Annotated in this window: 18 protein-coding genes; 7 read left to right on the top strand and 11 right to left on the bottom strand. The window is 47.0% G+C overall.

All coding sequences use genetic code 11. The features are described 5' to 3' along the window. Nucleotides 1-14: 14 nt before the first annotated feature. The 4 genes from gyrB to dnaA are packed head-to-tail and all read right to left on the bottom strand — an operon-like array spanning nucleotide 15 to nucleotide 6,024. On the bottom strand, nucleotides 15-2,432 hold the full coding sequence (gene gyrB, locus RJ32_RS04340; protein ID WP_034819406.1) for a DNA topoisomerase (ATP-hydrolyzing) subunit B: 2,418 nt from the start codon (nucleotides 2,430-2,432) through the stop codon (nucleotides 15-17). Between the two features lie 15 nt (nucleotides 2,433-2,447). Further along, nucleotides 2,448-3,512: a DNA replication/repair protein RecF gene (gene recF, locus RJ32_RS14720; protein ID WP_011233267.1), complete on the bottom strand. Its 1,065-nt coding sequence runs from the start codon at nucleotides 3,510-3,512 to the stop codon at nucleotides 2,448-2,450. 12 nt (nucleotides 3,513-3,524) lie between these two features. Further along, nucleotides 3,525-4,628 carry a DNA polymerase III subunit beta gene (gene dnaN, locus RJ32_RS04350; protein WP_011233266.1) on the bottom strand — a complete coding sequence of 368 codons (1,104 nt, stop codon included), beginning with the start codon at nucleotides 4,626-4,628 and terminating at the stop codon, nucleotides 3,525-3,527. A gap of 31 nt (nucleotides 4,629-4,659) precedes the next feature. Further along, on the bottom strand, nucleotides 4,660-6,024 hold the full coding sequence (dnaA, locus tag RJ32_RS04355) for a chromosomal replication initiator protein DnaA (protein WP_011233265.1): 1,365 nt from the start codon (nucleotides 6,022-6,024) through the stop codon (nucleotides 4,660-4,662). 405 nt (nucleotides 6,025-6,429) lie between these two features. Here dnaA and rpmH point away from each other — a divergent pair, with 405 nt between their 5' ends. The 6 genes from rpmH to RJ32_RS04380 all read left to right on the top strand — a co-directional run bounded on the left by rpmH (nucleotide 6,430) and on the right by RJ32_RS04380 (nucleotide 11,638). Next, the gene (rpmH, locus tag RJ32_RS04360; RefSeq protein ID WP_011235863.1) at nucleotides 6,430-6,564 is read left to right on the top strand and encodes a 50S ribosomal protein L34; all 135 of its coding nucleotides are present in this window, start codon (nucleotides 6,430-6,432) and stop codon (nucleotides 6,562-6,564) included. Beyond that, nucleotides 6,557-6,934 (top strand): ribonuclease P protein component, encoded by a 378-nt coding sequence (gene rnpA, locus RJ32_RS04365; RefSeq protein WP_034819410.1) that lies wholly within the window; start codon nucleotides 6,557-6,559, stop codon nucleotides 6,932-6,934. The genes rpmH and rnpA overlap by 8 nt, the downstream gene beginning before the upstream one ends. Beyond that, entirely contained in the window at nucleotides 6,886-7,197 is a 312-nt protein-coding gene (gene yidD, locus RJ32_RS14485) for a membrane protein insertion efficiency factor YidD (protein WP_011235861.1), read from the top strand. The genes rnpA and yidD overlap by 49 nt, the downstream gene beginning before the upstream one ends. Further along, complete coding sequence (gene yidC / locus RJ32_RS04370; protein WP_034819412.1) at nucleotides 7,194-8,855, top strand: membrane protein insertase YidC; 1,662 nt, start codon at nucleotides 7,194-7,196, stop codon at nucleotides 8,853-8,855. The genes yidD and yidC overlap by 4 nt, the downstream gene beginning before the upstream one ends. 55 nt (nucleotides 8,856-8,910) lie before the next feature. After that, nucleotides 8,911-10,287 (top strand): tRNA uridine-5-carboxymethylaminomethyl(34) synthesis GTPase MnmE, encoded by a 1,377-nt coding sequence (gene mnmE, locus RJ32_RS04375; protein ID WP_034819413.1) that lies wholly within the window; start codon nucleotides 8,911-8,913, stop codon nucleotides 10,285-10,287. Between the two features lie 169 nt (nucleotides 10,288-10,456). Then, complete coding sequence (locus RJ32_RS04380) at nucleotides 10,457-11,638, top strand: site-specific integrase (protein WP_034819414.1); 1,182 nt, start codon at nucleotides 10,457-10,459, stop codon at nucleotides 11,636-11,638. A gap of 41 nt (nucleotides 11,639-11,679) precedes the next feature. Here RJ32_RS04380 and RJ32_RS04385 read toward each other — a convergent pair whose 3' ends face one another. From RJ32_RS04385 to RJ32_RS04400, 4 genes are all read right to left on the bottom strand, one after another. After that, the gene (locus RJ32_RS04385; protein WP_034819415.1) at nucleotides 11,680-12,024 is read right to left on the bottom strand and encodes an AlpA family transcriptional regulator; all 345 of its coding nucleotides are present in this window, start codon (nucleotides 12,022-12,024) and stop codon (nucleotides 11,680-11,682) included. Nucleotides 12,025-12,084: 60 nt separating this feature from the next. Continuing rightward, nucleotides 12,085-13,761, bottom strand: coding sequence for a DUF927 domain-containing protein (locus RJ32_RS04390; RefSeq protein WP_034819416.1), 1,677 nt, complete (start codon nucleotides 13,759-13,761; stop codon nucleotides 12,085-12,087). A gap of 15 nt (nucleotides 13,762-13,776) precedes the next feature. Continuing rightward, entirely contained in the window at nucleotides 13,777-13,974 is a 198-nt protein-coding gene (locus RJ32_RS04395; protein WP_034819418.1) for an AlpA family transcriptional regulator, read from the bottom strand. Between the two features lie 331 nt (nucleotides 13,975-14,305). After that, entirely contained in the window at nucleotides 14,306-15,517 is a 1,212-nt protein-coding gene (locus RJ32_RS04400; protein WP_233420303.1) for an MFS transporter, read from the bottom strand. Nucleotides 15,518-15,615: 98 nt separating this feature from the next. Here RJ32_RS04400 and RJ32_RS04405 point away from each other — a divergent pair, with 98 nt between their 5' ends. Beyond that, the gene (locus tag RJ32_RS04405; protein ID WP_034819422.1) at nucleotides 15,616-16,404 is read left to right on the top strand and encodes a helix-turn-helix transcriptional regulator; all 789 of its coding nucleotides are present in this window, start codon (nucleotides 15,616-15,618) and stop codon (nucleotides 16,402-16,404) included. A gap of 453 nt (nucleotides 16,405-16,857) precedes the next feature. On the opposite strand, the gene RJ32_RS04410 is transcribed toward RJ32_RS04405, so the two are convergent. Genes RJ32_RS04410 through RJ32_RS04420 form a run of 3 tightly spaced genes read right to left on the bottom strand, consistent with a single transcriptional unit; the run spans nucleotide 16,858 to nucleotide 22,271 of the window. Continuing rightward, the gene (locus RJ32_RS04410) at nucleotides 16,858-18,957 is read right to left on the bottom strand and encodes a DUF262 domain-containing protein (RefSeq protein WP_034819424.1); all 2,100 of its coding nucleotides are present in this window, start codon (nucleotides 18,955-18,957) and stop codon (nucleotides 16,858-16,860) included. Nucleotides 18,958-18,984: 27 nt separating this feature from the next. Then, nucleotides 18,985-19,305, bottom strand: coding sequence for a hypothetical protein (locus RJ32_RS04415; RefSeq protein WP_034819426.1), 321 nt, complete (start codon nucleotides 19,303-19,305; stop codon nucleotides 18,985-18,987). A gap of 50 nt (nucleotides 19,306-19,355) precedes the next feature. Continuing rightward, nucleotides 19,356-22,271, bottom strand: coding sequence for a TrlF family AAA-like ATPase (locus tag RJ32_RS04420; RefSeq protein WP_034819435.1), 2,916 nt, complete (start codon nucleotides 22,269-22,271; stop codon nucleotides 19,356-19,358). Between the last annotated feature and the right edge of the window lie 172 nt (nucleotides 22,272-22,443).

The following is a 22,443-nucleotide window of genomic DNA, read 5'->3' on the forward strand; positions in this document are numbered from 1 at the left end:
TGTCGCTGTTAAGCCTAGACGTCCAAATTGGCAACCTTAAGAGCATTGGATTCAATAAAGGCTCTACGCGGTTCAACTTCGTCACCCATTAACGTGGTGAACAGCTGATCAGCGCCAATCGCGTCTTCAATCGTTACCTGAAGCATACGACGAGTATCAGGATCCATCGTAGTTTCCCACAGCTGGTCAGGGTTCATTTCACCCAGGCCTTTATAACGCTGAACGTATAAACCACGCTTAGATTCACCAATAAGCCATTCCACAGCTTCAACAAAGTGTGTAACTGGCTGCTTCTTCTCACCGCGAAGCACATAGCCATCCGGCTCAACCAAAGAGTCAATCTCTTCGCCAAGCGTCACTATTTGTTCGTAGTCTTTAGACATTAAGAATTCATAGTTCAGCGGGTAATCCGTGTCGACACCGTGTTGACGAATCGTCGTCGACGGTAACCACATCTTACGTTCAGCATCTTCATGCAGAGAAACGGTATAAGTTGCCGAATTAATTTCACGGGCGGTTAAGTCATCGTTTAATGTTTTAACCCACTTCTCCATGTAATCTTTATCTTTCAAACGATCATCCGTTAAACGAGGAGCATAGAACAGACGCTGTAAGAAACGCTCAGGCATACGACGACTTAAACGCTTAATATTTTCCTGCGCCATCTGATAGCCGTTAACCAAAGTTTCGAGCTTCTCACCAGAAATACCTGGCGCAGTTTCATTAACGTGCAGCGATGCATTATCCAGAGCCAAACTGGTTAGATAGCGGATCAATGCAGGGTCATCTTTAATATAAACTTCCTGCTTGCCCTTCTTCACTTTGTAAAGCGGGGGCTGAGCAATATAGATGTATCCGCGCTCAATAATTTCGGGCATTTGACGATAGAAGAACGTCAACAACAAAGTACGAATGTGAGATCCGTCAACGTCCGCATCCGTCATAATAATAATACGGTGATAACGTGTTTTATCCGGGTTGTACTCATCACGACCAATACCACAGCCCATAGCAGTAATTAATGTACCAACCTCGACTGAAGACAGCATTTTGTCAAAACGCGCTTTTTCTACGTTAAGAATTTTACCTTTAAGTGGCAAAATCGCCTGGTTTTTACGGTTACGGCCCTGCTTAGCGGAACCGCCTGCAGAGTCACCCTCCACAATATAAAGTTCAGACAGTGCCGGGTCTTTTTCCTGACAATCGGCCAACTTACCAGGTAAGCCCGCAATATCCAGAGCACCTTTACGTCGTGTCATTTCACGTGCTTTACGAGCGGCTTCACGAGCTCTTGCTGCATCAATAATTTTATTGATGATAAGTTTCGCTTCGCCTGGGTTTTCTAATAAATAGTCCGCTAACTGCTCGTTCATTGTCTGCTCAACAGCAGATTTCACTTCTGAAGAAACCAGCTTATCTTTTGTTTGAGACGAAAACTTAGGATCAGGAACTTTAACAGAAATAATGGCGGTTAGACCTTCACGCGCGTCGTCACCTGTTGCAGAGGTTTTGGATTTTTTATTATAACCCTCTTTTTCCATGTAGGTGTTCAATGTACGCGTCAAAGCGGCACGGAAACCGGCTAAGTGTGTACCACCATCACGCTGTGGAATGTTGTTGGTAAAACAATAGATGTTTTCCTGGAATGAATCATTCCACTGCATGCTGACTTCAACACCAATACCGTCTTCTCTTTGTATTGTGAAGTAAAAAGCCTTCTGGTGAATTGGCGTTTTATTCTTATTCAAATAATTAACAAAGGCAGCAATACCGCCTTCATATTTAAATAAATCTTCGCGGTCGTCACGCTCGTCGCGCAACCGAATACCAACACCAGAGTTAAGGAACGAAAGTTCGCGCAGGCGCTTGGCCAGAATATCGTAGTGAAATTCAGTATTGGTAAAAGTTTCATGGCTAGGCCAAAAACGCAGTTCTGTACCCGTTGTATCAGTATCGCCAACAGGTTTTACATCACTGTCAGGCTCACCCATATGATAAGTCTGTTCGTAAACCTGGCCTTGTCGACGAATAGTCAGTTGCAGCTTTTCAGATAGCGCGTTTACAACAGAGATACCCACCCCGTGCAAACCACCGGAAACTTTATAAGAGTTGTCGTCGAATTTACCGCCGGCGTGCAATACGGTCATAATAACCTGTGCAGCTGAAACACCTTCTTCTTCATGTATATCAACTGGAATTCCGCGACCATCATCCTTCACGCTAACTGAACCGTCAGAGTGAATGGTAACCATAATTTCTGAACAGTGACCCGCTAAGGCCTCGTCAATAGAGTTATCGACAACTTCAAAAACCATGTGGTGCAAACCAGTTCCATCATCCGTGTCACCAATGTACATACCCGGGCGTTTGCGAACCGCATCCAACCCTTTCAGAACTTTGATACTCGATGAACCGTAATTATTTTCTTCCATAGTATTATCTCGATATCATTCGTTTATTACCCCATGTTCCACGTGGAACATTCGGGGTGATTTTTGAAATTTATCCGACAACTGCTTTCCAGTAATTGCGGTGATAAACACTTGTGCGTCTAGATTTTCTAACTCACGACAGAGTAACGCCTGATTTTTTGAATCAAGCTCTGACGTTAAATCATCGACTAAATAAATGCAGGGTTGCCTTTTTATTTTTTGGTAATGCTTCCCTTGCGCTAACTTTAAAGCGGTAATCGCGGTCTTTAATTGCCCGCGAGACAGGCGATGTTTTACTTCCACCCCATCCGCTATCACTTTTATATCTGCCTTATGTGCCCCAACTGAGGTAAAGCCGTATTTCTTATCTTTCTCTGTATGGCTTTCTAAGGCGTCAAATAAGCTTTGGCTAGTATCCCAGCCCGATTTTAATCGAACCTCCATTGTAACATCGGAGAGAAAAGATTTCGCTAGTTCTTGTATATAATCATTCAGTTCTTCTAGGTATTTTTCGCGACTTTTACTAATGCGCTCACCATAATAAGCTAACTGCTCTTTCCAATACCTATCTTCTCTTACAGGAAGCGAGCGTTGCTTGAGTAAGCTGTTTCTTTGCTTCAGGAGTTGAGTATATGCAACCCAGTCAGAATAAAAGGAGTGTTCCACGTGGAACACTCCCCAATCTATAAACTGTCTTCTCTGTCCTGGACCTTCCAGCAGAATATCGACGGACTCTGGCGTTAAGAGTTGTACCGGTACCAAGCGGGCGACATCTGACATGCGTTGAACGTTGGCGCCATTCAACCTAAGCGACTGTTCACCATCGGTACTACGTCTTACACCTATAGCGTAATCTTGGGAACGGCAAAATACGGTGAAACCAGAGTTCCCTTCTTTAATCAACTGACGAAACCCTCCCGGCCGAAAAGAACGTCCAAAACCGAGTAAATAGATAGCTTCAAGCAAACTGGTTTTTCCGGAGCCATTATCGCCGGTTATGATATTAATTTTGGGGCTGGGAGATAGAGCCACCTCTGAAAAATTTCGGAAGTGGCTTAAATTCAACGTCTCAATGAACATTTATGAGGCAGGTTACAAACGCATCGGCATAATAACGTAACAGCAAGACTCGTCGTGCTGAGGTTCAATTAATGCACTACTGTTTGAATCAGACAGTGTAAAAGAAACCTGTTCGTCATCAATGTTATTCAAGACATCGAGCAAATAGCTAACGTTGAAACCAATTTCCAGATCATCACCTTGATAATCCACTTCTATGACTTCTTCCGCTTGTTCCTGCTCGGGGTTCGTTGCCGTAATGCAAAGTTCACCACTACTCAAGTTTAAACGCACACCGCGAAACTTTTCATTAGAAAGAATTGATGCTCGCCCAAAGGACTGCCGCAACGCATCGCGATGGGCAACAATAACTTTGTCTCCACCGCTCGGTAAGACACGACGGTAATCAGGGAAACGACCATCTACCAGCTTACTCGTAAAAACAAGCTCTGGCGTTTCGACACGAATATGGTTATTTCCTATCGACACTGACACTTCCTGATCGTCGTCACCTAACAAGCGAAGTAATTCGACAACACCTTTGCGCGGAACAATCACCTGGCGTTGAGCCAAACCTGGCTGGTCAATAGCACAAGTGCTCATGGCTAAACGGTGGCCATCGGTCGCTACGGAACGCAACATACCGTTATCGGTTTCGAACAACATGCCGTTTAGATAATAGCGCACGTCCTGATTCGCCATGGAGAAATGCGTTTTCAACATTAAATCTTTTAATACTGCCTGCTCTGTTACCAGATGGATGTCACTTTTCCAGTCGTCGATATTTGGAAAGTCATCTGAAGACAGGGTACTCAATTTAAATTTACTGCGACCAGACTTAACCGTGGCACTGTCTTCCTGAGAGGTAAACTCGATGGTAGAGCCCTCAGGTAAGCTGCGCACAATATCCAGCAACTTCTTGGCCGGTACAGTAACAGCCGCATCCATATCCGCTGACTCGAGCGGTACAGCCGAAACCAGTTCAACCTCAAGGTCTGTTCCGGTTAATTTAAGCTGACCATTATCGACCTGAAGCAACAAATTCGACAAAATTGGTAAGGTATGCCGCCGTTCAACAGCGCCACTTACAACCTGCAGCGGCTTTAAAAAAGCATCGCGGTTAATTGAAAATTTCATGACTGAGTCCCCTGTTTATAACGACATACTTTTATGACGACAATGTACGAATTAGATTTCGATAATCTTCTTTAATGTCGTGCTGCGCATCTTTTAATTCTTGTATCTTCCGACAAGCATGCAAAACCGTTGTGTGATCCCGACCGCCGAACGCGTCGCCTATTTCCGGTAAGCTATGATTAGTCAGTTCCTTAGCTAAGGCCATTGCTAACTGCCGCGGACGCGCTACAGAGCGGCTACGGCGTTTTGATAAAATATCGGCTAACTTAATATTATAGTATTCCGCCACCGTCTTCTGAATATTATCAATAGTAACCAATTTTTCCTGAGCGGCAATTAGGTCACGCAAAGCTTCGCGGACAAAATCTATAGTTATAGGCCGTCCTGTGAGTTGCACATTAGCCACAACCCGGTTCAATGCACCTTCCAGCTCCCGAACGTTTGAACGCAAACGTTTAGCTATGAAAAAAGCAACTTCGTGTGGCATATGTAAGCCACGTTCGTCAGCTTTACGCATTAAAATAGCCACCCGGGTTTCTAATTCCGGGGGTTCAATGGCAATGGTAAGGCCCCAGCCAAAACGAGATTTCAGTCGATCTTCAACTCCGTCTATTTCTTTCGGATAAAGATCGCTGGTCATAATGATTTGCTGATTACCTTCCAACAACGCATTAAAGGTATGGAAAAACTCTTCCTGCGAGCCTTTTTTATTCGCAAAGAAGTGAATGTCATCAATCAATAACGCATCTACCGAACGATAGTAACGCTTAAACTCATTGGTTGAACTGTTACGAATAGAGTTCACCATGTCCTGCACAAAGCGTTCGGCCCGAATGTAAAACACCTTGGCGTCCTTTTTGTGCGCCATAATGCCATTACCGACCGCATGCAAAAGGTGAGTCTTACCCAAGCCGGTACCACCATAAACAAATAGGGGGTTATAAACGCCGCCAGGATTCTCTGCTACCTGAATAGCAGCCGCACGCGCCAGCTGGTTTGATTTACCCTCAACAAAGTTATCGAAGGTGTATTCCGGATGAATATTGCTTTCAAAAGGCACTTCCACATCGGTATTACCGGATGAGAAGTTAGGTGTTTTTCTGCGGGTTGCAGCAGCGCGTTGCGGTGAACCGCTGTCACGCTGTGTTGGTGACGCTTCCCCAACTTTTAAAACTACATTAGGTACTTTGTCGTCACACAAAGCTTCTAAATAGGTATTAATGGTTTTCAGGTACTTGTCACGCACCCAGTCTACCGAATAAATATTCGGAGCAAACAAGGTTAATGTTTCGCCATTGAGTTTGGCTTGTAGGGGTCTGATCCACGTGTTGAACTGCTGTAACGGTAACTCCGATTGCAGTCGCTCTGCACATTGTTGCCAAAGCGAATTATTCACACTCTTCTCCTGGATCGTTTCTTTATAAACATAACCAAAGATTGTACTTCACTCAGCTAATATTCGCTAGCATAAACTGCCTGAAAACAGCGTCAATAAAGGAGTTAAAAAATAGCCATTGAAACCAAAACTGGCGCATAAATTGCTTAAAAGTCTATATTCCCCTAAAACATGAAAACAAAGCAAATAGTGAATAACTGTTATTTTATCCACATTATTAATGTTATAATCTCAACAGATTGTGGATGATATTATTTTAGGATTTATTGCCTAAAAAAGCCTCTGGTCATTGACTCAACGAGAAAAGATCGGTAAGATCCGCGCTCTAAAAAATTCCGTTCACGTTTGGTTTCAACTTATTCGGCCAGCGTGGGAAATAGCAAACTGACCGATGGAATATTAGTTATGAAAAGAACATTTCAACCAAGCGTATTAAAGCGCAAGCGTTCACACGGTTTCCGTGCTCGCATGGCAACAAAAAATGGCCGCAAAGTACTGGCTCGTCGCCGTGCACGTGGTCGTAAAGTACTGAGTGCATAAAAGTATCTCATACGGAAGGGAGTTACGTCTGTTAACTCCCTCTCATTTCCAGACTGTATTCTCAAACCCTCCTGTAAAAGCCGTTACTGCTCATATCACTATGTTGGCAACCCCCAATGAGTTAGGCCATCCACGTATTGGTGTTACCGTCAGCAAAAAGCGAGCTAAGCGCGCAGTTGACCGAAACCGCATAAAACGACAAATACGTGAAACCTTCCGTTTAAGCCAACATAAAATTCCCGCTTTCGACATTGTAATTATTGCTAAGCAGGGTATTGTCGAGCAGGATAACGCCGCATTACGGGATACGTTGAATTATTTATGGCGAAAATTAGCAAAGCGTTGCGAACAATACCAATCGCGTTCATAAAGGTTTATCAGTGGTTTATCAGTCCACTGCTGGGCCCGCGTTGTCGTTTTTATCCATCTTGCTCACATTATGCCTGTGAGGCCATACAAAAACACGGTACAATCCGTGGCATTGGCCTTGCTGCAGTAAGAATCAGTAAATGTCACCCAGCTCATGAGGGCGGCTACGACCCGGTTCCACTTGCTAAGCAAGACGCCAAGCCAGAAAATAACAGCGAATCCGAATCTTTACTAAATCAGCCAACAGAGACGAAATCACTATGAATTCGCCACGCACGATATTATTTATTGCCTTTTTAGTGGTGTCTTTCTTCCTATACCAGAATTGGATGGTGGAAACCGCACCCGGAACAAAAGCACATGAAAACGTTACCTCAACACAATCGAGCAATAACGCTGAAAACAGCGATGTGCCCTCAGGCAGTTCAGCCGTTTCGGCAGACGTCCCGGAAAGTGATCAGCCGGTTGTAGCTCAGCGGGCTGAAACCACAGTTCACGTTCGCACCGACGTGTTAGATGTTGAGATAGATACCCGCGGTGGTGATGTTGTTTCGACTCACTTACTCAAGTTTGCGAAAACTCAGGGTTCTGAAGAACGCTTTCAACTTCTGCAAAACAGTTCAAACAACGTTTACGTCGCTCAGTCAGGCCTAATTGGCCCGGACGGAATTGATGGCAAAGACGGCCGCCCTTCTTATAACTACGTACAAGAAAGCTACGAGTCTACAAGCGAGGTTATTGAAGTTCCTTTAACCTATACGGCTGAGAACGGCGCTGTTTATCGTAAAGTATTTACCTTCACGCCAGGAAAATACACTGTTGATGTTCGGTACGAAGTAGAAAATAACACCAGCAAAACGCTTGAAACCCAATTTTACGGCCAATTAAAACGTTCCGTACACTCAGGCGAAAGTGGCAGTATGATCATGCCTACCTATTTTGGTGCAGCTTATTCCTACGATGAAGACAAGTTCGAAAAATACGATTTCGACAGCATGCAGGACAAAAAGCTGAACGTTACTTCGCAAACTGGTTGGGTCGGAATGCTTGAGCACTATTTCGTGTCAGCCTGGGTGCCGAAACAAGGTCAGCAAAATCGTCTTTATTCTCGAGTAGCCAATGGCAGCCAGGCAATTATCGGTGTCATTTATCCAATGACTGATATTCAGCCAGGCAGCTCCAAAACGATTGAGTCTCAAGTATTTCTGGGTCCAAAAGACCAAGACGCTATGGCTGAAGTCGTCGAGTATCTGGACTTAACCGTCGACTATGGTTTCCTATGGTGGTTAGCTCAACCGATATTCAAACTGCTGCAGTTCTTACAAAGCATCGTTATTAACTGGGGTCTGGCTATTATCCTGACCACAGTTATTGTTAAAGCGCTATTGTTCCCGCTAACTAAGGCACAATACGTTTCAATGGCTAAGATGCGCATGCTGCAGCCAAAAATGACGGCTCTGCGTGAACGTTATGGTGACGACCGACAGAAGATGTCAGGCGCCATGATGAAGCTCTACAAAGAGGAAAAAGTAAATCCTCTGGGCGGCTGTCTGCCTATGCTGTTGCAGCTTCCAATCTTCCTGGCGCTATACTGGGTGCTATTGGAAAGTGTTGAGCTGCGCCATTCTGCTTTTGTGTTCTGGATACAGGATCTGTCAACCAAAGACCCATACTACATCCTGCCTATTTTAATGGGTGCCAGTATGTTCTTAATGCAGCGACTGCAGCCAACACCGACGGCTGACCCAATGCAACAGAAACTGTTTCAGTATATGCCGGTTATCTTTACCGTATTCTTCCTGTGGTTCCCATCGGGTCTGGTACTGTACTGGCTGGTCAGTAACTTGATTACCATTGCGCAAATGCTGATCATTTACCGGGGCTTAGAGAAGAAAGGGATTAACGTTCGAAACAAGAAATAATCCAACATTAAGGCCCGGCTAATGCCGGGCTTTAGTCCTTTGGGGAGCAGCAAAAATGCAAACTGAAACAGATTTTGACGACACCATAGTAGCTCAGGCAACGCCTCCCGGACGCGGCGGTGTTGGTATTGTTCGCGTGAGCGGAAAAGCCTGTAAAGAGGTTGCAGAAAAGCTGTTAGGTCACTGCCCCAAGCCTCGTAAAGCCGAATACCTGCCGTTTTACGATTTACAGAAACAACTGCTGGACGAAGGCATAGCGCTCTTTTTCCCGGGTCCAAACTCCTTTACCGGAGAAGATGCCTTAGAACTGCAAGGCCATGGTGGGCCGGTTATTATCGACATGATAATTCGAGCAATACTGGAAATTCCCGGCATTCGCCCTGCTCGTCCCGGTGAATTTAGCGAACGTGCATTCTTAAACGACAAGCTCGATCTCACCCAGGCGGAAGCCATTGCCGACTTAATTGATACCAATTCAGAGCAGGCCGCAAAAGCCGCCTTACAAAGCCTAAAAGGTGAGTTTTCTCATAAAATTGATCAGTTGGTAGACGCCGTTATTCACCTGAGAATATACGTTGAAGCGGCTATCGACTTTCCTGACGAAGAAATCGATTTTCTTTCAGATGGTAAGGTATCCGGCGATTTAGCTGAAATTATCGACCAGCTGTTCCACATAGAACAGGAAGCCAAGCAAGGCACGCTCATGCGCGAAGGTATGCGCATTGTTATTGCCGGACGCCCCAATGCGGGTAAGTCCAGCTTGCTTAACGCGCTGGCGGGTCGTGAGTCAGCTATTGTAACGGAAATAGCAGGAACCACTCGCGATGTTCTGCGTGAGCATATTCAAATAGACGGCATGCCGTTACATATTATCGATACCGCAGGTTTACGCGAAAGCCCCGACCACGTTGAGAAAATAGGTATTGAGCGCGCCTGGGATGAAATACGCCAGGCTGACCGCGTGCTGTTTATGGTCGACAGTCAGGAAACCTCTGCCATTCATCCCGACGATATTTGGCCAGAGTTTTTCGCACAACTACCCGAGGACATGCCCTACACCGTTATTCGCAATAAAGTCGACTTATCGGAAGAGCCTACAGGTATAGATGAACACAACAACATTCCGGTTATTCATCTTTCCGCCAAAACCGGACATGGCATTGAATTGCTTAGAGAACACCTAAAACATTGTGTTGGTTACAGTGCAACCTCCGAAGGCAGTTTCATGGCAAGACGCCGCCATTTAGAGGCTCTGGCGAAAGCAAAAGTACATCTACTGCAAGGTCAGGAACAGTTAGAAGCCAATATGGCAGGTGAAATATTGGCCGAAGAACTGCGCCTAACTCAGCAGCACCTCAATGAAATTACCGGTGAGTTCACTTCTGATGACCTCCTTGGCCAGATTTTCGGTTCGTTTTGTATCGGGAAGTGAAACGGCCAAAAAGATCGAAAAGCATCCAATCAAATACAAATAAGCCTTTGTTTTATAAATAAAATTATTCTATTTCTTTGCAGGCAATTTGATCCGTTTTGCCCCCTCTTGCTCCGTGTGTGCTCCGAGTATAAGTTTTCGGAGCACTCGGAGCACAAAAGGAGCAAACATGAAAATCACTATCCAGAAACGCGAACCAGACAAGAACGGCCACCGTGCCTTGCGACTGGTCTACTACCACGGTTCCAAGACAGGCCAGAACGGTTCTCGGGCGCAGAAGCGCTCGTATGAGCCCCTGAACCTGTTCCTCTACGACAAACCCCGCCTTCCGGCGGAGCGTGAGCACAACAAGACGGTTAATCAGAAGGCTGAGGCCATCAGGGCAAAGCGGCTGTTGGAAAGCGAGTCGTCACGACATGGATTGGATGATCGGACCAAGCTTTCTGCCAGCTTCTTCGATTACTTCGACCAGCTGACCGACGAGAAAGCTTCCGGAAGCAAATCCAACCATTCGATCTGGATCTCCACCCGTCATCACCTGCACCGCTACCATGGCTTGTCTGAACTGACCTTTGAACAAGTCGATAAGCGATTCCTGGAGGGGTTTCGGCACTACCTTCAGCATGAAGCCACCACCAAATCCGGTACCAAACTGGCCAAGAACACGACCAGCAGTTACTTCAACAAGGTTCGGGCAGCGCTCAACCAGGCCTATCGGGACGGCATTGTCCGCGACAACCCGGTTCAACAGGTTAAGTCCATCAAGCCGGAAAACACGAAACGGACTTACCTGACCCTGGAAGAGGTCCGGGCTCTGACCAAAGCCGAATGCCGGTATGACGTGCTGAGGCGGGCTTTCCTGTTCTCCTGCACTACAGGCCTTCGCTGGTCAGATATCCACAAGCTGGTCTGGGGTGAGATAGAGGAATTCGCCGATGGCCACTACCGCATCATTTTTCGGCAGAAGAAGCTGGTGAACGCCGGGAACTCGCTGCAATACCTGGATCTTCCAGACTCAGCGGTGAGATTGTTGAATCTGGAGAATCGCGGAAAGCCAGGTGATCGCGTATTCAAGGGTCTGAAGTATGGCTCCTATACCAACGTTGCGTTGGCACAATGGGTCATGCGCGCGGGTATCACCAAGAGTGTGACTTTCCATGCCGGACGGCACACCTTTGCGGTCAATCAACTGGCCAGGGGTGTGGATATCTACTCGTTGTCCCGGCTTCTGGGCCACAGCGAGCTCAGAACCACGGAGATCTACGCGGACATACTCGAAACTCGCCGTACAGAGGCCATGAGGAGTTTTCCTGACATATTTGAGGAGACACTGGACGGAGAGCCTAAGTGACGAGAGGGGCTTTCACAGCCCCTCTTTCCTCCTGCCCCACATCAAACACTCCGCCGTCCTGGTCTTCGGTGGCTCACCAGGTGCTGAGCAGCCGACTGCTCGATCTCGTCCGCCGTCGCGATCCGGTTGGACTGGAGCCACTTCAAGGTGTCTGCGCGGCGAAAGAAAATCCGGTGACCATTTGGCTTGAAATGAGGGATCTTCTTTTGGGAGGTTAACTGGTACAGGGTGCTTTTCTTCAGCCCAGTGTATTCCGCACACTCCTCAAGGCTCATGATCTCCTTGTCGGCCTCCGGGGCCTTGCTACCATTAATATGGTCCAAAATGATTTTTTTGAGGACCATCATGTCCTGCAATACTCGCTGTAACATTTCTTTTTCTGTCATCGCTATACCTCTACACCGCCATAACCAAAGTGGGAAAACTGGGAAATTGGGAACACCGTGTCAGTCCTCATGCTCAATCCTCTCCAGTTCTTCAAGTTGCCGTCTAACTTGGTCAGGCCTGAGCGCGAAAAATCGCTGCAAATCTCCATTGACTCTGGTTTTGTAGGTCCCACGGGAGCGCTCATTACTCACCAGGCAGTCACGCTGTAACAGCACCTCCACTTCCCTCATGTAATGGGTCGGCAGCCCGAGCCGCTTCAGGAAGTGCGATTTATAGATCAACCACAACTCGCGTCCCTCGTGTGAGCGTCGAAAACCAGCTCCCCCCTGGCCACTCGCTTGTTCAATATCACTGAGACTGCGCTCCCAGACTTTCATGGCCCGCTCCAGCGCTTTGAGAAGCCGGAATTCCTCCGAATTTCTGGAGTGGCCTCTATTATCCAGCCAAGCCTTCAAGGTTCGGTGGACGGCTGCCAAGGACTCTTCCTCGCTCCAAGGGAGAATGAAATTCCTACTACCGAGACAAAGTGCCGCCCCTATGAGCGCAAACCGCCTGATGACCCGTTGCACCTGCGATGCCATCTGGTCTCGTGTCCAAATACCGCTTAGGCGACCAATTTCGTGACTCAGGTAGCTGTTCAGCTCGTCATGACGCTCGGTCAGTAAAGAGATCCACTCGCGAATTATGGTGCCGTGGTAGCGCTGACAAGCTGATTTCATCTCGTCCACAAACTGCTGAGGGTGCTTATGACCGTGTAGTTCATCGAACGCGCCGTAGGTCCCAAACACTGGGAGCTCCACCAGTCGAATCTGCTGGCCTGCACGTAACGGCTTACCGATCTGCTGGAGTAGCTCAGCAATCCAGACTTCACCGCTGCTCAACACCAGCGTTCGCCAATGCGAGGTCGCGGCCAGCTCGCCGGAGACGTTAGCCCGTAACTTTCCTGATCCGTTCATGATCTGATAGATCGCCGTATCGATGTCTTCTGGGCGAGCCATGCCAATCTCATCTAACGGCAACAACATGTCGTTGTGCTCTGATGAGACTGCCGCTAACCCGTTACTGGTTGAGATCCAACTGCGAACATAGCGGTTTCCCCCATACACGCTAGCCGCCAACTGCAACAAGGTGGTCTTTCCGGTCGACGATGCTCCAACCAAGTGGATGGCGCCATTTTCCATCCCAGCAGAGGCAATCAATGGCGCAGCCAGCGCCGTGCCAATACTGAATATTGCTAACGGGTTGCCTCGGCATAGCTGACCGACATAAGTCTGCCAGTCGCTGAGACTTCCAGACTCCTCTAACGTCGCAGAGCCTGATAATTGGCCTACGAAATGGTGCGGCTCGTCAGCGGAGCCGATAGTCCAATTACTGGTGGCAAATACTCCATCGTGCCAACCCGTTCGATTAACCACCGTCGCCGGTTCGGCCAGAGCCATCTGTTCCAACAGATAGTGCTGAAGCCGGCTCCAACTTGCCTGCCCGGGTGTCAGTGGATAACCGGTATCAACCAGCATATCTCGCACCTGTCGGGCATTATCGCTGTTGAGATCTCGGGCATAGACGACCTCGCGTAGCTTCACACCATCGAAATTCTGCCATTCCAGCAACGCTCCGTGTCCGTGCCGCCTGTCGGTTAACCTGGTGCGAGCCATTACCTGAATCCAGCCGCCGACACGCTGCCAATGGTCCCCTGATAAGGCATAGAGCCCGTCATCTTGCAGTTTGTATTGCATATCACGCAGCTCCTCTCACAGCTTGTCCAGCCACGCTTTTACGTCCTGGTAGCGAAAGCGAACGGCTCGCCCATGGGGATTCGGCTTCACAGGTGCCGGGAACCGCCCCTGTTTTACATAGCGGCGCAGCGTTGCCTGCGATGTTTTCAGGACGGTGCAGACTTCTTCATAAGTCAGTAGACGCTCAGTCGAGGTATTTGATTGTTTCTTCATGACTACTCCAGTTCGGTTGTGAATCGTTCGGAGCAATCATCGGAAATATTCGTCTTAGGGGAGAACCGCGGAATTGCCCAAAAAGGGCGCAAAGGAGAGGTCGGCTAATAAGCCATTGATTATTAATAGATAAAAATCACAAGAAACCAGAAAAAGAACGTCATAATCGCAAAATTAGGGCTTACATGAGTGGGTTTTGTGCATTTAATGACCAAGTTAGCTGCATGGCTTTCACATGTGAAAGTCATTCTCCGGTCTCAGAATCATATTTTGATTCACAGCCACTATTCCTATCCTAGCCAGGATAGGAATAGGTTTGAGGAAATCAGAGTTAGATACCAATTCTACGGACGTTAATACACTGCAATACGGCTCCAATTACAGCCACAGCTCCCGCTCCAACAGGCAATGCCCAGATCGGTAAATCCATCGCCAGAGCCATACCACCTGCCGCAGCACCAATAGCGCTTCCTAAATACAAAGCCGATTCATTAAGTGCTACAGCTAGATTTCCGTCACCCTTAGATTCCCTCACATGAATCAGCTGATTATTCTGGGGAACCTGCAGTGCCCATCCAACGGCCCCCCACAGAATGATTGGCACCATTGCCAACCAAGCATTCCAGGACGCAACTACTGGTAGAATAGCCAGAGATATTGCCAGAATTAACATAATAGCCAATGTCATCTGGGGTCCTTTAACGCGATCAGCGAGAGGTCCTACTAAGAAGCTGCCAAGCACACCTCCAATCCCCCAAACCCATAGAAACGGCGTGATCGAGTCAACGTCCCCGTATTCAGAAGAAGACATAAGAGGAGCCAAAAAGGTATACATCCCTAAACTGGCGATAGCGGCAAGCAAAGATACTGACAGGACCACGATTACCTGACCATCTACCAACAAGGACAACTTTTTACGTAACGGTACGGCATCTGAACTTGGCAGCTCTGGTAGTCGCCAAGCCAACCCGAGAAACGCTATCATTCCAAGTAATGTCACCAGCCAAAGCGCGGAGGCCCAACCGAGTTTTTCCGCCAGTACAAGTCCTCCCGGAACGCCCAAAACAGTACCTGCCGCCATTCCTCCCATGATAATAGCTATTGCTTTGCCACGAGCTGAGGATGACAGTGACGCCGCGATCGCGATCCCCATTGCAAGATAAACACCGGACCCAACCCCTGCTAAGGCACGGAAAGCAAGCAGAAAGTAAAAGTCTGTGGATAGTGCGCTCGCAGCGTTTGACAGAACAAATAACCCAAGCGCAGCTAATAGCCCATTTCGTTGCCGGTTTCCTGGTAACAAAGCCACAACGATCGGTGACCCAATGCCATAGGCGAGAGTAAAAGCTGTCACAAGCTGAGCAGCCACGCCAACGGAGACTCCGAAAGACTGTTCAATCAGAGGTATTAACCCAGCGGTAACATAAGAAGCCATACCCAGCGCAAAAGCGCCTAAAGCAATTAAGTAAACTATGAGTGAATTCGAGTTTGTCGTGATCGTGGGCGCACTCTCTGGGACGCACATTTCATTATTTGAGCTCATAAATAGACTCTCCTAGTGGAAAAGCCGTCATTCTATAAGCAGCATTAAGGTGTTACAATTTAACCATTTATGCTATTACTAAAAGCAACAGGAAACACATGAGTAAGTTAGAGCGTACAAGAAAGGAGCTAGCTGCTTTCTTGAAATCACGGCGAGAACGTCTGGCTCCTACAGACGTGGGGCTCCCTAGTGGGGGGCGTAGACGGACACCAGGGTTGCGGCGTGAAGAAGTTGCCGCTCTATCAGGGGTGGGACTCACTTGGTATACATGGCTCGAACAGGGGCGAGATATTAGTACGTCTTCCTCGTTTCTCGATAACTTGGCCCAAGCGCTGAAACTGGATGCCGCCGAACGTAGGCATCTGTTTTTGCTCGCTCATGACAGGCTGCCGCCGGAACCTGGCAAGACTTACTGTAAAGTTCCGCCTTTAATATTGAGGCTGATGAGAGACTTATCGCCTCACGGCACTTATGTACTTAACCTACGGTGGGATGTGTTGGCTTTCAACGAGGAGGCCGACCGGCTTTTTGGCTTCAATCGCCATCCTCCTGGGCAACGCAACCTGCTTTGGATGCTATTCACAGATCCCGCTCTCCGCGAACGTCTGGTTGACTGGGACAATCAGGCGGCTCAGATGTTATCCAGTTTTAGGCGAGACTACGCTCACGCAACGCAAGAAGCGGATATCCAGGCTCTGGTTACCAATTTACAGAAGGCTTCTCCTGACTTCAGGCAATGGTGGAATCGCCATGATGTTGACGCCCCGTGTCAAGGTGTCAGGGATATGAAAATGGAGAGTGAGACTATCTCTTTTGAACACACTTCAATGACCGTCGATGCTGATCGTCATCTCCGATTGGTTGTTTATGCACAGAGGATTGAGTAGTTGCACGCAATTATTTCGGGAGAGAAATAAAATATTATAAAGGCCCTTTCAGAGCCCCATCCACGTCGTATAAGTAAACGTCGATTCTGGAAAACATTAAGAAATGCGCAACGAGTCCTTTTCGAGGCTCTTCGGAATGGGTCAGGCTCAGAAACACTGGCATGGAGGTTATTGGACTAAGAGCCCGTCGTTTCCACCTGATTTGGAAAACTCACGCACTGGGATTCCGACGACAACTTATCCAGATTAATAGCGTATGTGCAGATCATATCTCCAAGAGGCCGCCTAATAGAGCGCATGGAATGAGCTCAAAGTTATCCAAATCAGATAGGTATGTGTAGCGATTGGAAAGTTCTCCAGGAGAGTCCCCTACCGCTGTTGGAGAACTCTCACTCAGTGTCATCATCCAGCCACTACTTTCCGCCCCAGTTGTCGGGGCGCTGTTCTCACCGCTCAATCAGCATCGTTCCCCATCTGCTTTTCGAACGCCTGTCGAATGAGCCCCATTACATAGGCAAGCTCAGATTCCTCACTAAACCCTACTTCCACATCGCCATTTCCCCAACGTCCGAGGTTGGTCACGTCACGAGCCATCCCTTTCGGATCGCTCAACTCGTGAAACGGCATATTCAAAGACAGTCGCAAACGGGTCTTTTGCGGGACCACATCGACAAAGTTCGTCTCGGCTTTGAACGCTATATAGAGCTTGAGGACTTCTTCAGTGACGCTCGTGTCGAGCGCCAGGACTTCCTTTCGGAGCTGCTCAAATAGAGCGCGCATTGGGGTCCCGTTTGCGAGTTGAGGGTGATCCTCAAGGTTGTAGGCTTCTGGTTTGACGGCCACGTTGCGGTAGGTATCGAGGATCTCGTCCGGCAATACCGGAGCCGCCCAAACCCGCACCGCTTCCTGGGCCAGCTTGGCGGCCCGATTCTTAATTGAGTCCTCATTCCATGCTTCTACAGCTCCCAAGCCCTCGTTGAGCCGTAGAGGGCTTTGTTTGAATCCGCCCTGCATATCGCGCTTCTCGATGAAAGCTCGGTCGCTGTACTCTGAGTTGTAGCCCGTAAGAGTCAGATTACCCAGCGTATGCAGCCAGGTTTCATGCACACGCTTCCATTCCGGACCTAGCTCATCCTTCCATCTAGCAGACAGATTCTCATTCTGCGGCATGATGTGTTCGATCGTGTATTCGTCGACCGGAACCCGTTCCTTGCGCTCGAAATTCTCCAGGCGGCGTAACCAGTAACTCCGACTGCGGAAGTTATAGAGATCGCGTACTGCCAGTTCCCTTTTGAACTCTTCGTCATTCGGAAAACGCCTGTATGACTTCAAACCGAGCAGGTGAGCCTTGATGCTCTCCAGGTAACGGTTCTTCTGCAATGATTTGTGAAAGGTCGCAAAGCTCTTGTTCAGCGAGTTTGTGGGGATGGCACAAACGGCACGACGGAACACATAAGCCTCGATCAGCCGAATAGCGCTATGAAAGTCATCTCGGGACAGATTGTCTTGTTGGTAATCATGGTAAAGTTCCAGCAGAAACGGATATGCCACGTCGACTTTTAGTTCCCGCAGGTCCTTAAATGCCATTCCGAGCTGTTTATCTGTTTCTTTCCCCAATGCCATCGCACAAAAATACCGAGCGAAAGCATGTATTTCAGCAACCAATGAATCGACACCAGCACTCGCAACTTCGGCGCGACGTGAATGCTGTTTGAAAGCCTCGTATACCTCATCTAACCGTGGAATTTCCCCGGTTTTAACCGTGAGGTAGTGGCGCATGAAGCTGTCAAAGTAAACGCCATAGCCTTCTTGCCCGAATTCCACCTCCATCGGACGCCAGTGATCGCGATAGAGCCGAGTTTGATGCTTCGGCTCCAGTCCCATCAGCACATAGTTCCGGATCAGGTCAGCCTGGCTCAAAGCTTTTCCTGTGGAATTCATGCTCTCAAAAATGAGTTGCGGGTTATCCTGGTCTCGGCTCAGCGCAATATCAACGATGATGAGCTTTGAAAGGCCCCGGCAGAGGGTTTCCAGTTCCCCGTTAAGCCGCTGAATTTGGCTGTTGAAGAACTCGAAGTTTTCCTGGATTCGAAGAGAACCGTCATCAGGTAACGGCTTCTGCGTGACCAACGCCAGAAGGCTCTCTTTGTCCGTCTGGGTCAATAGCAGTTTGTACGCTCGCTCACCGTCTTCCAACGGGTTAAGCAGGTAGTAATTGCGCAGCTTCTTAGCCGAAAACCCCTCCAGAGGTTCTGTGTCCCCAAGGTGTCGAGATAGCGCCTCAAGAATCAGCATGGTGGTAGTCAGTCGCTGTTGCCCATCAATGACCAGCAATGGTGATTGACTGGACACCTGATAAAGCCCCTTCTCGATGTAGACCACCGAGCCAATGAAATGTGCTGATATACCATCGTTGGTACCGGCTCGCATAATGTCGTCCCACAGTTGACGACATTGCTGTTCAGACCAGGAATACGTTCTCTGGTAGATCGGAATGACAAATTGTGGCGACTTCTTCAGGAAGTCGAGCAACTTGGCTTCTGTAGCTTTCATAACGGACGTTATCCCTTTTTTGTTCTGTTACTGCGTCTCAACGCTGGTTTTGACCTGGTTATACACAGCCCGCATCAGGTACTGAGAAGCGATATTACGGAAGGACTCGTCGTTCATCAGGCGTATGAAGATGTCTTCGTTGCCGTCCATGCGCTCTACAAACAAGTTCTCAAGCTGCTTGTTAAATACCGGTTCGAAGTTCTCCAGGCTGTTGGCCATGACGGCCTGGCGAAGCTGCTCGTTGGCAACGGCGGTTTCCTTCACCTGATCGAAGAACAGCTGATCCGCCGGGGTAAACTCAGTACCAAACCGCTCATTGAGCTTGTCGACCAGTGTCGATAACTGCACCTCTTCCTCTGCCTGGCCGGTATCGACCTCGGTCGGGCCTTAATTTGTCCTTATCGCTTGAAAGCGTACTTACGCTCTCGCTCTTCGAATGCAAGTTGTCCCCCCTCTAGAACCTCGCAAATATGCTCTCTAATGCCGAATTTCTTAAGCAATGAGGGCGCATCTGGTTCGAAAAACGTGCACTCCATGGCGCCGGAAACATATTCGAATCTAAATTGCTCGTTTTCCATATCATGCTGCTGGCCAGCCTGATTCGCGACGATAACACATTCGGAATCTGTGGATACAACCATATTAGCGTTGTGAGTGACCATGATGATTTGTCTTCTCTCTTTCCTTTCCCTAATAAAGTCGCGGAGTTCATTATAAACTGTGCGGTTATCTAAATTATCTTCAGGTTGATCTATAAGTATAGGGTGAGAGGAATTGCTCAAGTGTAGTATGAGATGGAGAAGCACCAGTCCTCGCTTACCGGGCGACATGCTGATAATGTCGTCATTTTTATAAAGCAAGTTAAAAGATATGTAAAAGCAATCCTGAAGTAGATTTCTAAGGATTAGTTCCTCGTTCGCACTCTTTCGAACTTTATGGGCGATCTGGGAGAAATCTCGAACCTTCTCACTCAGGGTGAATATAGAGTCTAAATGCGTGTCTTTTGAGTAAATATAATTGTTTTCACTATCAATCGAGTCGCCTAGAATACTTGCAAGGCTTCCTCTGGCATCAAAACAGTTTATGAAAGAATCGAAACTATTGTGATCGAATTCCAGGCTAGCTTGAAGCGTTATATTTTCATTGTCGATCTTCGCAGCACCATTGAAAAGCGCCTCTATTTCACCATATGTGTCAAACAACTGCTCATACAGGGCTTTAAGCTGATCAGAAGCTGCTTTCCCTTGTTCGAGAGTGCTTTTGACCTTCTTGCCTGCTTCTTGAATAGCTCTAAGCTTAGCTTCTTCCCGTTTTTGCGCCTCTAGAAGTCCCTTCAATTCGTTTTGGCTTTTTACTTTAGACGAGAATTTTTCAAGACTTTCCGTGGTATTTATAATTCTTTCATCTAGCGAGCCTATCAAGCTATTAGCGCGGCGAATGTTCTTTCCCGCTTCTATTGGCAGGTCATCAATGATTTTCTGAATCTTAGCCAGTGTTATCTGAACAAGGCGGCTTCCAGTGTGAAACCGTTTTTTTTCTGACTCTTCAGAATTCGTCATAAGAGCTACGTTTCTAAACGAATCTTCCATCTCTCTTACTAATTCATTTTTTAGCTCAGTGTGTATTTCAATATATCTTAAAAGAGACGAACGCCTTTTTTCGCTAACTGACAATCTGTCGCTAAGCTTTTTATAAATTTTTCTTTCGTCAGGAGTAAAACCTGATGATTTTTTTATTTTTTCTATTTTTTCTTTTATTTTTTCTTTTTCATTATTTACCGAGTTCTCAGCTCCTATTTTTTCCTTTTCGCCCTTTTCTTTTGCATACTTGTGTCTGAGCGATACAAGTTTTGTAACCTGTGTGCTGATGCTCTCATTCAACGAATCACATTTTTTAAAAAGCTCTTCAGCACCTAGCTTTATTTCCCTGTCTTGATATAGAATTTCGAGTACAAGCTCATTGAGTTGATCTCGACCACTTTCCTCGGCTAATTTATTTATATATAGCTGAGGTATGTAGGTTATTGGTCGTTGTTCGTTTGTTTCTCTAAAGCTTTGTTTAGTGTTGTCGTTCCAAGTGATTTCAAAGTCGAAATTTGATTCATTTTCAAATTCTGGATAAGTACTTGCCTTTGCTAGATCACACTTCTTTACGGTTTCCTCTTTATTTGCCGTCCTTGAAATATGATAGAGTAAAAGCGATTTCCCTGAGGATTTGCCACCAATAATCGAATTTAAATCCGAATTTAATTCTATTTTATATTCAGGAAAAATATTTTTCCCACTGGAATCTTTGAATCGAACAGAGTCTATAACTTCATAGCTTACCTTATCGCCAGGGCAAGTATCTTGAATAGCAACCCGTGACCTCGGCTCAAATACTACCTGCTTGAGGCCCTCAAAAGTAAGATCAGCCTTTATCCAAGTGTTATTTTCTTCGTCAGGCTCAAAAAGTGTTTCGTATGCATGTGCATCGGAGCCCCATATACAAGCTTTAGGTAAGCCAAACTCTTTTCTGAAAGAGGAAGGATTATCGTGATAATCTCCGAGCAAGAAGCTTCTCGTACGCTTGTTAGATGAGAATATCAGTTGGCTCTGTTGAATAAGTGTCTTCCGCGTACCGTGACCGGCCGAGTTCCAACTTACTCTGCTAAGGTCTTCGTCACAAGGCAAAGCTAACAAGTAGTTTTTTTTGAATCTTCCATCTTCGGTGAGTAGTTCAGCTATTTCGCTTGTATTGACCGACGCATTGCAGATCCCTACCGCAAGGGCAGATTGGCCTCTAAACTCGGGGTGTTCTTCAATTAGTCTGTTACCATATTCTATCAAGTTTTCTTTGGTTAAGGCTCTTCTCTCTGCTTTGAGCCCTGTTTCAGCGTGAGTTTCAAACTGTATTCTAGATAAAAACTCGCTTTGGATTAATGTGGGAGACAATTCATTGGAAAGGATAACGTGGAAGTTGGTCCGCCTATTCCATTTTAAGTCGACCTCTTTGCCTACTACTAGTTTGTCCAAGCGAAACTCGAGATTCGGGAAAATAGCAATATTCTTAATTTTCCTGATTTCATCCTCATCAAATAGCTCAGCTAGTTTATCATCGTTGAGAATATAGTCTTCGACTACTTTTTTATAGCCGTCAAGAAGGCAATAGTCGGTCAGGCCAATGGCACTTACATTATGATCTATTGCTGATCGAAAGAGTTTTCTGACGTAATTGTCGAAGTCGTCGCCGAACTGGTTGTTCAGAATTGAAAATGGAGTATGGACATGGAGGTCCCACTTTCTCCAAATTGATCCTTTTGAGCAGTTTTTCACATATCCCTCGCAGTCAACCGTAAGAATTGCTTTTTATTGTCAAACTATCGTATACACAGGTCGGCGCGAATACAAAAAAATCTAGGCCTTTCGACAAGTCTTGTACCCAGAGCATTACGTAGTTCAAGCCAAATACTGTTTGTAATCATCCTCTAAAATAGATGCATAAAGC

Origin of the sequence: Idiomarina sp. 28-8 (assembly GCF_000320945.2) — a bacterium.
GTDB classification, from domain to species: Bacteria; Pseudomonadota; Gammaproteobacteria; order Enterobacterales; family Alteromonadaceae; genus Idiomarina; species Idiomarina loihiensis.